Below are 14,753 nucleotides of genomic sequence, written 5' to 3' on the forward strand. Positions count from 1 at the left end.
CGCCGCCTACGCTTGTCTGGTCCAATCGATTGCAGAGGGCTCTTAGATGAAAATGCTCCCGTTACAAGCCGCCATTGCCGCTGCGCTGTTGAGCGTTGCTGTCGGCATCTCGGCCAAACCGTTGGTCGTCTGCACCGAAGCCAGCCCGGAAGGCTTCGATCCGGTCCTGTACACCACGGCTGTCACCGCCGACGCCGCGGCCGAAACCATCTTCAACCGCCTGGTGGACTTCAAGCCCGGCACCACCGAAGTGATCCCGGCGCTGGCCAAAGACCTGCCCGAGATCAGCGCCGATGGCCTGACCTACACCTTTCACCTGCGTGACGACATCAAGTTCCACACCACCGACTACTTCAAACCCACGCGCAACATGAACGCCGACGACGTGCTTTGGAGTTTCCAGCGCCAGCTGGACCCGAATCACCCGTGGCACAACAAGTCCAACGTGGGCTACCCATACTTTGAAAGCATGGGCTTCAAGGAACTGCTCAAGAGCGTAGAGAAGACCGATGACCACACCGTGGTCTTCACCCTGACCCGCCCTGAAGCACCGTTCCTGGCCGACCTGGCCATGGCGTTTTCCTCGATTCACTCCGCCGAATACGCCGACCAGCTGCTCAAGTCCGGCAAGACCGATGACCTGAACGCCAAGCCCATCGGCACCGGCCCGTTCATCTTCACCCGCTACGCCAAAGACGCCCAAGTGCGCTTCAAGGCCAACCCGGACTACTTCCGTGGCAAGCCGCCGGCTGACCCGCTGATCCTGGCCATCACCACCGACAACAACGTGCGCCTGCAAAAGCTCAAGGCCAACGAATGCCAGATCGCGCTGTATCCGAAACCGGATGACGTGCCGAGCATGAAGGCCGACCCGAACCTGAAGGTGGCGGAACTGGCGGCGATGACCACCGCCTACACCGCCATGAACACCACCCACAAGTACATGAGCGACGCGCGGGTGCGTCACGCGATCAACATCGCGTTCGACAAGAAGGGCTACAACGAATCCCTGTACGGCAAAGGCAACGCGGTCGACGCCACCGGCCCGTACCCGCCGACCCTGCTGGGTTTCAGCGACAAGCTGAAAAACCCGCCTCGCGACCTCGACAAGGCCCGCGCCCTGCTCAAGGAAGCCGGCGTACCGGAAGGCACCGAGTTCACCCTGTTCACCCGCAACGGCGGCGGCCCGACCAACCCCAACCCGATGCTCGGCGCCCAGCGCATGCAGGCGGATCTGGCGCAGATCGGCCTGAAAGTGAACATCAAGGTCATGGAATGGGGCGAAATGCTCAAGCGCGCCAAGAATGGCGAACATGACATGGTCTCCGCCGGCTGGGCGGGGGATAACGGGGACCCGGATAACTTCCTCACCCCGAACTTGAGTTGCGATGCAGCGAAAAAACGGCGAAAACTACGCCCGCTGGTGTAACAAGGAGTTTCAAGACTTGATCGACAAGGCGCGCGCCATCGCTGAACCCACCCAGCGCGCTGCACTCTATGAACAAGCAATGGACGTTTTCGACAAGGACCAACCATGGATTCCCATGGCTTACCCGAAAATGTTCACCGCCATGCGTAAAAACGTCGAGGGTTATACCCAAAGCCCTCTGACCACAAATAACTTCGCCACCACCCAGGTGAAGTAGATAAGAGACGCTCGGCACCGTCGACATTGACGGTGCCGAACCTGCCTAACCGGCTGATTGAGGTACACAACAAGATGTTTAGTTTTATTGCCCGCCGATTGGGGTTATTGATCCCCACGTTTTTCGGCATCACCTTGCTGACCTTCGCGTTGATTCGCATGATCCCTGGCGACCCCGTCGAAGTCATGATGGGCGAACGACGAGTCGACCCCGAGATGCACGCTCAGGCAATGGAACGCCTTGGTCTGAATAAAACCGCTCTACGCGCAATACCTGGATTATGTCGGCAAGCTCGCCCACGGCGACCTCGGCGAATCCCTGCGCACCCGTACCAGCGTGTGGACTGAATTCACCGCCCTTTTCCCTGCGACCCTGGAACTGTCCATGGCCGCCCTGTTGTTCGCCGGCATCCTGGGGCTGTTAGCCGGGGTGATCGCGGCCTTGAAGCGAGGATCCCTGTTCGACCATGGGGTGATGGGCATCTCCCTGGCGGGATATTCGATGCCGATCTTCTGGTGGGGCCTGATCCTGATCATGTTCTTTTCCGTCAGCCTGGGCTGGACGCCAGTCTCCGGACGGATCGACCTGCTCTACGACATCGAGCCGCGCACCGGCTTCATGCTGATCGACACCCTGCTGGCCGACGAGCCGGACGCATTCTGGGACGCGCTGCACCACCTGATCCTGCCAGCCATCGTGCTCGGCACCATCCCGCTGGCCGTTATCGCGCGGATGACCCGTTCGTCGATGCTCGAAGTACTGCGCGAAGACTACATCCGCACCGCCAAGGCCAAGGGCCTGTCGCCGGCGCGCGTGGTGTTCGTCCACGGCCTGCGTAACGCCTTGATCCCGGTACTCACCGTGGTCGGCCTGCAAGTCGGCACATTGCTGGCGGGTGCGGTCCTGACCGAAACCATCTTCTCGTGGCCCGGCATCGGCAAATGGCTGATCGAAGCCATTGGCGCACGGGATTATCCCGTGGTGCAAAACGGCATCCTGTTAATCGCCTGCCTGGTGATTCTGGTGAACTTCGTGGTGGATATCCTCTACGGCTTCGCCAACCCACGCATCCGTCACCAGCGCTGAGATCATGACCATGACCACACCTACTCCCGCGGTAGCAGTCGATCAAAGCCTGCTGTACCCGTCCCCGTACAAAGAATTCTGGCAAGCCTTTTCCAAGAACAAGGGCGCCGTTGCCGGCCTGCTGTTCATGTTGCTGGTGGTGTTTTGCGCGCTCTTCGCCCCTTGGGTGGCCCCGCATAACCCGAGCGAGCAATACCGTGACTTCCTGCTGACCCCTCCGGCCTGGCTGGAAGGTGGGCAGATCCAGTTCCTGCTGGGCACCGATGAACTCGGGCGTGACCTGCTGTCGCGCCTGATCCAGGGTTCGCGCCTGTCGTTGCTGATCGGCTTATCGTCGGTGGTGATGTCGCTGATCCCGGGGATCCTGCTGGGCCTGTTCGCCGGTTTCTTCCCGCGCCTGCTCGGCCCGACCATCATGCGCCTGATGGACATCATGCTGGCCCTGCCGTCGCTGCTGCTGGCTGTGGCGATTGTCGCGATCCTCGGCCCTGGCCTGATCAACACCGTGATTGCGATCGCGATCGTGTCGCTGCCGTCCTATGTCCGTCTGACCCGCGCTGCGGTGATGGGCGAACTGAACCGTGACTACGTGACTGCCGCCCGCCTCGCCGGCGCCGGCCTGCCGCGCCTGATGTTCGTCACCGTGCTGCCGAACTGCATGGCGCCGCTGATCGTTCAGGCCACCCTGAGTTTCTCCTCGGCGATTCTCGATGCTGCAGCCCTGGGCTTCCTGGGCCTTGGCGTACAACCGCCAACCCCTGAGTGGGGCACCATGCTGGCCTCGGCCCGCGACTACATCGAACGCGCCTGGTGGGTCGTGAGCCTGCCTGGCTTGACCATTTTGCTCAGCGTGCTGGCAATCAACCTGATGGGCGACGGCCTGCGCGATGCGCTGGACCCGAAACTCAAGAACGCCGCCTGAGGAGATTCCCATGTCACTGCTAGAAATCAAGAATCTCAATGTCCGCTTCGGCGACAAGACCGCCGTGCCGGTGGTCGATGGCCTCGACATCTCCGTCGACAAAGGTGAAGTACTGGCGATCGTTGGCGAGTCGGGTTCGGGTAAATCCGTGACCATGATGGCGCTGATGGGCCTGATCGAGCACCCCGGCATCGTCACTGCCGACGCCCTGAACTTCGACGGCAAGGACATGCTCAAGCTGAGCAACCGCCAGCGCCGGCAGATCGTCGGCAAAGACCTGGCGATGGTCTTCCAGGACCCGATGACCGCCCTGAACCCCAGCTACACCGTGGGTTTCCAGATCGAAGAAGTGCTGCGCCTGCATTTGAAAATGTCCGGCAAGCAAGCGCGCAAGCGTGCCATCGAACTGCTCGAAAAGGTGGAAATCCCGGGCGCAGCCAGCCGTATGGATGCCTACCCGCACCAGCTGTCCGGTGGTATGAGCCAACGTGTGGCCATCGCCATGGCGATTGCCGGCGAGCCGAAACTGCTGATCGCCGATGAACCGACCACCGCCCTCGACGTAACCATCCAGGCCCAGATCATGGACCTGCTGCTGGCCTTGCAGAAAGAGCAGAACATGGGCCTGGTGCTGATCACCCACGACCTCGCGGTAGTGGCCGAAACCGCCCAGCGCGTGTGCGTGATGTATGCCGGCCAGGCCGTGGAAGTCGGCCAGGTGCCGCAGTTGTTCGACATCCCGGCGCACCCGTACAGCGAAGCGTTGCTCAAGGCGATCCCCGAGCACAGCCTGGGCGCCACGCGCCTGGCCACGCTGCCGGGTATCGTTCCCGGCCGTTATGATCGCCCACAGGGTTGCCTGCTGTCGCCGCGGTGCCCGTATGTGCAGGAGTCCTGCCGCGCTCAACGCCCGGGCCTTGACCCGAAAAGCCACAGCCTTGCCCGCTGCTTCTACCCGCTGAATCAGGAGGTGGCGTAATGGCCGTCGTACTTACCGCCCGCGACCTGACCCGTCACTACGAAGTGTCCCGTGGCCTGTTCAAGGGCCATGCCCTGGTGCGCGCACTCAACGGTGTGTCGTTCGAGCTCGAAGCCGGCAAGACCCTCGCGGTCGTGGGCGAGTCCGGTTGCGGCAAATCCACCCTGGCCCGCGCCCTGACCTTGATTGAAGAGCCGTCTTCCGGTTCGCTGAAAATCGCCGGGCAAGAAGTCGCCGGTGCCGACAAGGCCCAGCGCAAGCAACTGCGCAAAGACGTGCAGATGGTGTTCCAGAGCCCTTACGCCTCGCTGAACCCGCGCCAGAAGGTCGGCGACCAACTGGGCGAGCCGCTGCTGATCAACACCAACCTGTCTGCCGCCGAGCGCCGGGAAAAGGTCCAGGCGATGATGAAGCAAGTGGGCCTGCGCCCTGAGCATTATCAGCGCTACCCGCACATGTTCTCCGGCGGCCAGCGCCAGCGGATCGCACTGGCGCGGGCGATGATGCTGCAACCCAAGGTGCTGGTGGCGGATGAACCGACCTCGGCGCTGGACGTATCGATCCAGGCCCAGGTGCTGAACCTGTTCATGGATTTGCAGCAGGAATTCAACACCGCCTACGTGTTCATCTCCCACAACCTCGCGGTGGTGCAGCACGTCGCCGATGACGTGATGGTGATGTACCTCGGCCGCCCGGTGGAAGTGGGCCCGAAGGAAGACATCTATGCGCGCCCGCTGCACCCGTACACCCAGGCGTTGCTGTCGGCGACCCCGACCATTCATCCGGACCCGAACAAACCGAAGATCAAAATCGTCGGCGAGTTGCCCAACCCATTGAACCCGCCGTCTGGCTGCGCCTTCCACAAGCGCTGCCCGTACGCGACCCAGCTGTGCAGTACCGATGAACCGGTGCTGCGACCACTCGACAACCGCCAGGTGGCTTGCCACTACGCGGAGCAATTTGTGGTCTGACGTGCAAAAAAAATGCTCTGGAGGGTGAGTCCAGAGCATTCCAGTGTTCTACAGCCCTGCTTGTCGGATAGCGCATCTGTTCGGCAAGCGGGGCTTTCTTTTGCCTGCGTTACTTATGTATCGCTGTCGCCATCGTTGTAGGTGTCGCTGTCTTCGCCATCATTGTCCGGGTTCTCGGCATCGTCATCGTCCTTGGAACCGCCCTGGTTTTCGTCACCGGGCTCGGATTCACTCTTGGCCAACTGCAAGCCACCCGCCTGCACCGTCTTCGCCGCCACAAACCCCGTGCCATGGCTTTGCACAGCCGTATTGGCCCACGCGGCAGACATGCCCAATGACATCATCACCAGCACTTTGAGCAACAGCACCACACGTTGAAAGATACTCATGGTCGAATTCCGCCCAGTCAGGAGTTGAACTGCGTACGACAGCTGTCCACCGTCGCCTTGCTTCAAACTAGTCCCGAACTGAAGTTTTCGCCAATGAAACAACCTGAATAGCAGCCAAAGAAAAAGGCGAAGCCATCACAGCTTCGCCCTCTCTTATATCGCTAACCCTTAGTGATGCTCACGGGTCGCGCGGAATTTCACATCCGGCCAGCGCTCTTCCATCAGCGCCAGGTTGACCCGGGTCGGGGCCAGGTAGGTCAGGTGACCACCGCCGTCGATCGCCAGGTTTTCCACGGCCTTGATCTTGAACTCTTCCAGCTTCTTCTTATCGCTGCAGTCGATCCAGCGCGCGGAGTACACGGTGATCGGCTCATAGGAGCATTCCACCTTGTATTCCTCTTTCAGGCGACTGGCCACTACATCGAACTGCAGCACACCGACGGCGCCGAGGATGATGTCGTTGCTGCGTTCCGGGAAGAACACCTGGGTGGCACCCTCTTCCGCCAACTGCTGCAAACCTTGGCGCAGTTGCTTGGATTTCAGCGGGTCACGCAGGCGTACGCGGCGGAACAGTTCCGGGGCGAAGTGCGGGATACCGGTGAAGCCCAGCACTTCGCCTTCGGTGAAGGTGTCACCGATCTGGATGGTGCCGTGGTTGTGCAAGCCGATGATGTCGCCGGCATACGCTTCTTCCAGCTGCTCACGCTCGGAGGAGAAGAAGGTCAGGGCGTCGCCGATGCGCACGTCCTTGCCGGTACGCACGTGGCGCATCTTCATGCCTTTTTCGTATTTGCCGGAGCAGATACGCATGAAGGCGATACGGTCGCGGTGCTTGGGGTCCATGTTCGCCTGGATCTTGAACACGAAGCCGGCGAATTTCTCTTCCACAGGCTCCACGGTACGCTCGTTGGCAACCCGGGCCAGCGGCTTGGGGGCCCAATTGACCACGGCATCCAGCACGTGATCGACACCGAAGTTGCCCAGGGCGGTACCGAAGAACACCGGCGTCAGCTGGCCGTCGAGGAATTCCTGCTGGTTGAACTCGTGGCAGGCGCCCTGCACCAGTTCCAGCTGGTCGACAAACCGGTCGTACTCGTCACCCAGGTGGGCGCGGGCTTCGTCGGAGTCAAGCTTCTCGATGATTTTCACATCGGTACGTTCGTGGCCGTGGCCGGCGGTGTACACAATGATGTAGTCGTCGGCCAGGTGGTACACGCCCTTGAAGTCGCGGTAGCAACCAATCGGCCAGGTGATCGGCGCGGCCTTGATCTTCAGGACGGCTTCGATTTCGTCCAGCAGTTCGATCGGGTCGCGGATGTCACGGTCGAGTTTGTTGATAAAGCTGACAATCGGCGTATCCCGCAGGCGGCACACGTCCATCAGCGCGATGGTGCGGGGTTCGACGCCTTTACCGCCGTCGAGGACCATCAGCGCCGAGTCCACCGCCGTCAGGGTGCGGTAGGTGTCTTCGGAGAAGTCTTCGTGGCCCGGGGTGTCGAGCAGGTTGATCATGTGGTCGCGATACGGGAACTGCATGACCGACGTGGTAATGGAAATACCACGCTGCTTTTCCATTTCCATCCAGTCGGAGGTGGCATGGCGGTCGGATTTACGGGATTTCACCGTGCCGGCCACCGCGATCGCCTTGCCCATCAGCAACAGCTTCTCGGTGATGGTGGTTTTACCGGCATCGGGGTGGGAAATAATGGCGAAAGTGCGGCGTTTCGCGACTTCGGCGGCCTGGTGGGTCATGGGAAATCGCCTGGCAGGTGAGTCAAAAAAGGGCGGCGAGTATAGCGCAAACCCGGGGTGACGGACCACCGTTCACCCCATTGGGGGTGGCTAATTGCTGCCAAGTATGGAACCTTTTAAAAGGTAGAGACGTCCACTCCCCTGCTATCGCACTCGTAACAGGGGCTGAAAAATCAGCAAGTTAGCCTGACGAGGCTGCGCTCATGGCTCGACCGCATACCGCGTTGCCGGTAGGGGCGAGCTGCTATTCGCGACCACATTCGCCGACAGCCAGGAATGGCATTGCCGCTCGGAAATGTGTTCGCCGACAAAAGAAAAAAGGAGTCCGCCTGTGGCTATTCGCTATGGCAAAGGGCTGATAGGAGGAGCGGTTGTCGTCGCTCTCCTGGCCCTGCTGGTCCACTGGATCGGCATCAACACGATCGAACTGTACCGCGACGATTTGTTGTTTTACCTGCAAGCTCACTTGATCCTCGTCCTTGTTTCGATGCTGGCCGCCCTGATCGTAGGGATTCCCGCCGGTATCCTGCTGAGCCGACCCAACATGGTCGGGCGCGCAGAACGCTTCATGCAGATCTTCAACATCGGCAATACCGTCCCTCCCCTGGCCGTACTGGCCATCGCCCTCGGTGTCCTTGGCATCGGCAGCGGCCCCGCGATCTTCGCGCTGTTCCTCGCCTCGTTGCTGCCCATCGTGCGCAACACCTATGAAGGCCTGAAAAACGTTCAAGGTTCCCTGAAAGAAGCCGCCGTCGGCATCGGCATGACGCCGCGCCAGGTGCTGTTTCGCGTGGAATTGCCCAACGCCGTGCCGATCATCATCGGCGGTGTGCGCGTGGCCCTGGCGATCAACGTCGGTACCGCGCCCCTGGCGTTCCTGATTGGCGCCAACAGCCTGGGCAGCCTGATCTTCCCCGGCATCGCCCTGAACAATCAGCCGCAACTGCTGCTCGGCGCCGCATGCACCGCGCTGCTGGCCTTGCTGCTCGACGGTCTGGTGACCATGGCCAGCCGCCTTTGGCTGGAACGCGGGTTGCGTCCGTCTTAAGGCTTTGGCCCCGTCTTGGGCCCGAAACAGGAATTCACATGAAAAAACTGACATTGATATTGAGCTGCGTCCTGCTGTTCGCAGGGTTTGCGCAAGCCGCTGAAAAACCGGTCATCCGCATCGGTGCCCGGGTGTTCACTGAACAGACCCTGCTCGCCGAAATCACCTCCCAGTACCTGCGCACCAAGGGTTACGACACCCGTGTGACCGGCGGCCTGGGCAGCAACCTGGCACGCAGTGCCCAGGAAAGCGGGCAACTGGACCTGATCTGGGAATACACCGGCGTGTCGCTGGTGGCCTACAACCACGTCGACGAGAAGCTCGACAGCGAACAGTCCTACGCCCGAGTGAAAGAACTCGACGCGAAAAAAGGCCTGGTCTGGCTCTCCCCGTCGAAATTCAGCAACACCTACGCCCTGGCCCTGCCAGAGAACGTGGCCAAGGAATTCCCGCAGATCAACAGCATCAGCGACCTGACCGCGGCACTGGCCGAGAAAACCAAGGAAAACCGCCTGGTGGCCCTGGACACCGAGTTCGCCAACCGTTCCGACGGCATGGCCGGCATGGTCAAGCTGTACGACATGAACCTGACCCGCAAGAACACCCGGCAGATGGACGCCGGCCTGGTGTACACCGCGCTGCGTAATGGCCAGGTGTTTGCCGGCTTGGTCTACACCACCGACGGTCGCCTGAACGCCTTCAAATTGAAGCTGCTGGAAGACGACAAGCATTACTTCCCGGACTACACCGCCGCGCCGGTGGTGCGTCAGGTTTACCTCGATGCCCATCCGCAACTGGCCGCTGATCTCAAGCCACTGGCTGCGCTGTTCGACGACGAAACCATGCGCCAGCTGAATGCGAGGGTCGACGTCGACCATGAAAGCCCGTCCGCCGTGGCCGCAGATTTCCTGCGCCAGCATCCGATCAACTAAGAGGAGAAGACATGGAATTCCTGAACGCCTTTTCCCATCTTGATTGGGCCCAAGTCCTGCACCTGACCTGGCAGCACATCACCCTGGTCGGCATTGCAGTGATCCTCGCAATCGTCGTCGGCGTGCCCCTGGGTGTGCTGATGACCCGCTTCCCGACGCTCGCCGGCCCATTGCAAGCCAGTGCCACGGTGTTGCTGACCGTGCCGTCGATTGCGCTGTTCGGCCTGCTGCTGCCGTTCTACTCCAAGTTCGGCCAGGGCCTGGGGCCGATGCCGGCGATCACCGCCGTGTTCCTCTATTCCCTGTTGCCCATCATGCGTAACACCTACCTCGCCCTCACCGGCGTTGAGCCGGGCATTCGCGAGGCCGCCAAAGGCATCGGCATGACCTTCGGCCAGCGCTTGCGCATGGTCGAGCTGCCGATTGCCGTACCGGTGATCCTCGCCGGTGTGCGCACCGCCGTCGTCATGAACATTGGTGTGATGACCATCGCCGCCACCATCGGCGCCGGTGGCCTGGGTGTACTTATTCTGGCTTCCATCAGCCGCAGCGACATGTCGATGCTGATCGTTGGCGCCGTGCTGGTCAGTCTCCTGGCCATCTTCGCCGACCTGCTTCTGCAATGGCTGCAACGCACGCTGACTCCAAAAGGACTGCTCAAATGATCGAACTTCAAAACCTGACCAAGACCTTCCAAAGCAACGGCAAGACCATCACCGCCGTTGATTCCGTAAGCCTGACCGTCAACGAAGGCGAAATTTGCGTATTCCTCGGCCCCTCGGGCTGCGGCAAGAGCACCACGCTGAAGATGATCAACCGCCTGATCAAGCCGACCTCCGGCAAGATCCTGATCAACGGCGAAGACACCACCGACCTCGACGAAGTGACCCTGCGTCGCAACATCGGCTACGTGATCCAGCAGATCGGTCTGTTCCCGAACATGACCATCGAAGAGAACATCGTGGTGGTGCCCAAGCTGCTGGGCTGGGACAAGCAGAAATGCCACGACCGCGCCCGCGAGTTGATGAGCATGATCAAGCTCGAACCCAAGCAGTACCTGCATCGCTACCCGCGTGAGCTGTCCGGCGGCCAGCAACAGCGGATCGGCGTGATCCGCGCCCTGGCGGCGGATGCACCGTTGCTGCTGATGGATGAGCCGTTCGGCGCGGTCGACCCGATCAACCGCGAGATGATCCAGAACGAGTTTTTCGAGATGCAGCGCGCGCTGAACAAGACCGTGATCATGGTCAGCCACGACATCGACGAAGCCATCAAGCTGGGTGACAAGATCGCGATCTTCCGCGCCGGCAAGCTGCTGCAGATCGACCACCCGGACACCCTGCTGGCCCACCCTGCCGACGAGTTCGTCAGCAACTTCGTTGGCCAGGACAGCACCCTCAAGCGCCTGCTGCTGGTGAAGGCTGAAGATGCGGCGGACAACGCGCCGTCGGTCAGCCCGGAAACCCCGGTGGCGGATGCCCTGGAGCAGATGGATGAGCTGGACCGTCGCTACGTGGTGGTCACCGATGCCGAGAACAAGGCGCTGGGTTATGTGCGACGTCGCGACCTGCATCGTCAGACCGGTACCTGCGGCCAATACCTGCGGGAATTCAACGCCACGGCGGCGTATGACGAGCATTTGCGCATCCTGCTGTCGCGGATGTACGAGTTCAACCGCTCGTGGTTGCCGGTGATGGATGCGGAGCGGGTGTTCCTCGGGGAAGTGACCCAGGAGTCGATTGCCGAGTACCTGAGTTCCGGCAAGTCCCGTGGGGGCAAGACCAGCATTGTGTCGCCTGCCGAGACAGCACTGGCCTGACCTGACACACAGCGGTCAAAAATGTGGGAGCGGGCTTGCTCGCGAAGGCGGAGTGTCAGTCACCGGATGCATTGGCTGATACACCGCCTTCGCGAGCAAGCCCGCTCCCACATTGGATCTTCACTGTACCTGCAACACTTCAAATTGCCCCTACCGGGGAACATCAATCCGTCATACCGGTCGGTTACATAAGTAGCTGCACACGGCCGCACGACGAACGCGTGCAAAAACGCGACATTTTTAGTTGATCTATAGCCCCTCACGTCCTAAAGTTCGCGCCGAACGTCCATGCTGGAAACGATCCATCCGGCTCAAGTACTGACGACGAGACAGCAAGGCCAAGGGAAGCGGTTGATCCCATGGCCTTTTTGCTTTCGGCGACATGCCTTGGGAAGTAGGCGAACCAAAGTGGGGATACGGAGGACGTTCATTTGCACCCATTGATCAATCTAGTTTGCCAGTAGGAGTTCCCAGCATGTCGATCCAGGTCGAAGACTATTTCGCGCGCGCCACTTTTGACAAAATGAAGGCGTTCGCCGACACCCAGGAAACCCCGTTCGTGGTGATCGACACCGCGATGATCAGCCAGGCCTACGATGACCTGCGCGCCGGTTTCGAATTCGCCAAGGTGTATTACGCCGTCAAGGCCAACCCGGCCGTCGAGATCATCGACCTGCTCAAGGACAAGGGTTCGAGCTTCGACATCGCGTCGATCTACGAGCTGGACAAGGTCATGGACCGCGGCGTCAGCCCCGACCGTATCAGCTACGGCAACACCATCAAGAAATCCAAGGACATCCGCTACTTCTACGAGAAGGGCGTGCGCCTGTTCTCCACCGACTCCGAAGCCGACCTGCGCAATATCGCCAAGGCCGCCCCGGGTTCGAAAGTGTATGTACGTATCCTCACCGAAGGCTCGACCACCGCCGACTGGCCGCTGTCGCGCAAATTCGGCTGCCAGACCGACATGGCCATGGACCTGCTGATTCTCGCTCGCGACCTGGGCCTGGTGCCTTACGGCATCTCCTTCCACGTCGGCTCGCAGCAGCGTGACATCAGCGTGTGGGACGCGGCGATCGCCAAGGTCAAAGTGATCTTCGAGCGCCTGAAGGAAGAAGACGGCATCCACCTGAAGCTGATCAACATGGGCGGCGGCTTCCCGGCCAACTACATCACCCGCACCAACAGCCTGGAAACCTACGCCGAGGAAATCATCCGCTTCCTCAAGGAAGACTTCGGTGACGATCTGCCGGAAATCATCCTGGAGCCGGGCCGTTCGTTGATCGCCAACGCCGGGATCCTGGTCAGCGAAGTGGTACTGGTTGCGCGTAAATCCCGCACCGCCGTCGAGCGTTGGGTCTACACCGACGTGGGCAAATTCTCCGGCCTGATCGAAACCATGGACGAAGCCATCAAGTTCCCGATCTGGACCGAGAAGAAAGGCGAGATGGAAGAAGTGGTCATCGCCGGCCCGACCTGCGACAGCGCCGACATCATGTACGAGAACTACAAGTACGGCCTGCCGCTGAACCTGGCGATTGGTGACCGGATGTACTGGTTGTCCACCGGTGCGTACACCACCAGCTACAGCGCAGTTGAATTCAATGGCTTCCCGCCATTGAAATCGTTCTACCTGTAAACGCACGCCCTGATCGTTCCCACGCTCTGCGTGGGAACGCATCCGGTGACGCTCTGCGTCACGCCATTAGAGCGGACGCAGGGCATCCAGGGCGGCATTTCCACGCAGCGCGTGGGAGCGATCAAGCTCAATCGCATGCTCTTGATAGATCTCGGCCATTGCCCGTATCTGCGGATCATTGGCGGCACACAACGCCTTGTGCGCCACCCGCAAGAACTTCAAATTCCCGCCCGCCAGTGCCTTGCGCAACCATTCCAGTGCCGTTTCTATCTCGCCCCGGTCCGCCAACACCGCCGCATAACTGAACTGCCCGCGAAAATCCCCGCCTTCTGCTGACTGGCGATACCACGCCACCGCCGCCTCCAGATCCCTCGGGCAGTACTGCCCTTCTTCCAGATAACGCCCCAGCAGGTTCATCGACTTGGCATGGCCCAGTTCCGCCGCCTGTCGATAACACGCCAGCGCCTGGGCTTGATCCTCGGCAACCCCGCGCCCGGTCGCCAGCAGGTTGGCGTAGTTGTACAAGCCCCAATCCAGCCCGGCCTCGGCCGCCCGACGATATTCCCGGGCCGCCGCCACGGCATCCGCCTCGCAACCCCAGCCATGCTCCAGGCAACGCCCGAGCATATTGCGCGCCATCAAATGCCCGCCCTGGGCGGCGATGCGGAACCAGCGCATTGCCAGTGCTTCATCGCGCTCGATGCCGCGCCCTTCCAGCAGGATTTGCCCGAGCAGCGCCTGGGCATCCACCACGCCCTCTTTCGCGGCGATCAAAATCGCCTGGGCGGCGCGCACCGGGGAGTCGTCGAGCATGCTCTGCAATTGCTCAACGTTGAGTACTTCTTCACGGCGCAATAAAAAGCCCACGCTCAGACCTCAACCCAGCGGCGCAGCAGGTTGTGATAGGTGCCGGTGAGCTGGATCAGCGCGGGGTGGTCGGGCACGTCGCGGCTCAGTTGCTGGATCGCCCCGTCCATCTCGAACAGCAAGGTGCGCTGGCTGTCTTCGCGCACCAGGCTTTGGGTCCAGAAAAACGAGGCGTAGCGCGCGCCGCGGGTCACGGCGTTGACCTTGTGCAGGCTGGAGCCGGGGTACAGCACCATGTCGCCCGCCGGCAACTTGACCCGCTGCAGGCCGAAGGTGTCCTGGATTTCCAGCTCGCCGCCGTCGTAGTCGTCGGGGTCGCTGAAAAATACGGTGGAGGAAAGGTCAGTGCGCACCCGCTCGTGGCTGCCCTTGGACTGGCGCACGGCGTTGTCGATATGGAAGTCGAAACTGCCGCCGGCGGTGTAACAGTTGAGCAATGGCGGGAAGACCTTGTGCGGTAACGCCGCCGACATGAACAGCGGATTTTTCCACAAGCGATCGAGGATAGCCGCGCCGATTTCCTTTGCCAGCGGGTGGCCTTCCGGCAGTTGCAGGTTGTGTTTGGCCTTGGCCGATTGGTGCCCGGCAGTGATTTTGCCGTCGGCCCACTCGGTGTGCGCCAGGGCTTCGCGGATGCGCAGCACTTCCTCGCGAGAGAACAGGCCGGGAATGTGCAGCAACATGGAGGCATTACCTGAAAACA

Annotated in this window: 12 protein-coding genes and 2 pseudogenes; 10 read left to right on the top strand and 4 right to left on the bottom strand. The window is 61.0% G+C overall.

Going from position 1 to position 14,753, the window contains the following annotated elements; all coding sequences use genetic code 11:
• Nucleotides 1–46 precede the first annotated feature (46 nt).
• The 5 genes and pseudogenes from QF039_RS24020 to QF039_RS24040 all read left to right on the top strand — a co-directional run bounded on the left by QF039_RS24020 (nt 47) and on the right by QF039_RS24040 (nt 5,604).
• Nucleotides 47–1,646, top strand: a pseudogene (locus QF039_RS24020) (ABC transporter substrate-binding protein).
• A 74-nt stretch (nt 1,647–1,720) separates the two neighbouring features.
• Nucleotides 1,721–2,732, top strand: a pseudogene (locus QF039_RS24025) (ABC transporter permease subunit).
• Nucleotides 2,733–2,742: 10 nt separating this feature from the next.
• Nucleotides 2,743–3,654 (top strand): ABC transporter permease subunit, encoded by a 912-nt coding sequence (locus QF039_RS24030; protein WP_003215991.1) that lies wholly within the window; start codon nt 2,743–2,745, stop codon nt 3,652–3,654.
• Nucleotides 3,655–3,664: 10 nt separating this feature from the next.
• Nucleotides 3,665–4,633 carry an ABC transporter ATP-binding protein gene (locus tag QF039_RS24035; protein WP_003215989.1) on the top strand — a complete coding sequence of 323 codons (969 nt, stop codon included), beginning with the start codon at nt 3,665–3,667 and terminating at the stop codon, nt 4,631–4,633.
• Nucleotides 4,633–5,604, top strand: coding sequence for a peptide ABC transporter ATP-binding protein (locus QF039_RS24040; protein ID WP_003215987.1), 972 nt, complete (start codon nt 4,633–4,635; stop codon nt 5,602–5,604). The genes QF039_RS24035 and QF039_RS24040 overlap by 1 nt, the downstream gene beginning before the upstream one ends.
• Nucleotides 5,605–5,717: 113 nt before the next feature.
• Here QF039_RS24040 and QF039_RS24045 read toward each other — a convergent pair whose 3' ends face one another.
• Both QF039_RS24045 and QF039_RS24050 read right to left on the bottom strand, forming a co-directional pair.
• Nucleotides 5,718–5,993: a hypothetical protein gene (locus QF039_RS24045; RefSeq protein ID WP_003215984.1), complete on the bottom strand. Its 276-nt coding sequence runs from the start codon at nt 5,991–5,993 to the stop codon at nt 5,718–5,720.
• Nucleotides 5,994–6,161: 168 nt separating this feature from the next.
• The gene (locus QF039_RS24050; protein WP_003215978.1) at nt 6,162–7,745 is read right to left on the bottom strand and encodes a peptide chain release factor 3; all 1,584 of its coding nucleotides are present in this window, start codon (nt 7,743–7,745) and stop codon (nt 6,162–6,164) included.
• A 295-nt stretch (nt 7,746–8,040) separates the two neighbouring features.
• Here QF039_RS24050 and QF039_RS24055 point away from each other — a divergent pair, with 295 nt between their 5' ends.
• The 5 genes from QF039_RS24055 to QF039_RS24075 all read left to right on the top strand — a co-directional run bounded on the left by QF039_RS24055 (nt 8,041) and on the right by QF039_RS24075 (nt 13,183).
• Nucleotides 8,041–8,793 carry an ABC transporter permease gene (locus QF039_RS24055; RefSeq protein WP_233092015.1) on the top strand — a complete coding sequence of 251 codons (753 nt, stop codon included), beginning with the start codon at nt 8,041–8,043 and terminating at the stop codon, nt 8,791–8,793.
• Between the two features lie 38 nt (nt 8,794–8,831).
• Nucleotides 8,832–9,725, top strand: a complete 894-nt coding sequence (locus QF039_RS24060; RefSeq protein WP_003215975.1) for a glycine betaine ABC transporter substrate-binding protein — start codon at nt 8,832–8,834, stop codon at nt 9,723–9,725.
• An 11-nt stretch (nt 9,726–9,736) separates the two neighbouring features.
• Nucleotides 9,737–10,390: an ABC transporter permease gene (locus QF039_RS24065; RefSeq protein ID WP_003215973.1), complete on the top strand. Its 654-nt coding sequence runs from the start codon at nt 9,737–9,739 to the stop codon at nt 10,388–10,390.
• Nucleotides 10,387–11,544 carry a betaine/proline/choline family ABC transporter ATP-binding protein gene (locus QF039_RS24070; protein ID WP_008437274.1) on the top strand — a complete coding sequence of 386 codons (1,158 nt, stop codon included), beginning with the start codon at nt 10,387–10,389 and terminating at the stop codon, nt 11,542–11,544. Before QF039_RS24065 ends, QF039_RS24070 begins: the two co-directional genes overlap by 4 nt.
• 475 nt (nt 11,545–12,019) lie before the next feature.
• Entirely contained in the window at nt 12,020–13,183 is a 1,164-nt protein-coding gene (locus QF039_RS24075) for a type III PLP-dependent enzyme (protein ID WP_003215969.1), read from the top strand.
• A 66-nt stretch (nt 13,184–13,249) separates the two neighbouring features.
• Here QF039_RS24075 and QF039_RS24080 read toward each other — a convergent pair whose 3' ends face one another.
• Together QF039_RS24080 and QF039_RS24085 are read right to left on the bottom strand one after the other, a co-directional pair.
• The gene (locus QF039_RS24080; RefSeq protein ID WP_177068777.1) at nt 13,250–14,050 is read right to left on the bottom strand and encodes a tetratricopeptide repeat protein; all 801 of its coding nucleotides are present in this window, start codon (nt 14,048–14,050) and stop codon (nt 13,250–13,252) included.
• Nucleotides 14,051–14,052: 2 nt separating this feature from the next.
• Nucleotides 14,053–14,733: a Fe2+-dependent dioxygenase gene (locus QF039_RS24085; RefSeq protein ID WP_008437276.1), complete on the bottom strand. Its 681-nt coding sequence runs from the start codon at nt 14,731–14,733 to the stop codon at nt 14,053–14,055.
• Nucleotides 14,734–14,753: the final 20 nt, after the last annotated feature.

It is taken from the genome of Pseudomonas sp. W2I6 (assembly GCF_030815935.1).
Lineage (GTDB): Bacteria > Pseudomonadota > Gammaproteobacteria > Pseudomonadales > Pseudomonadaceae > Aquipseudomonas.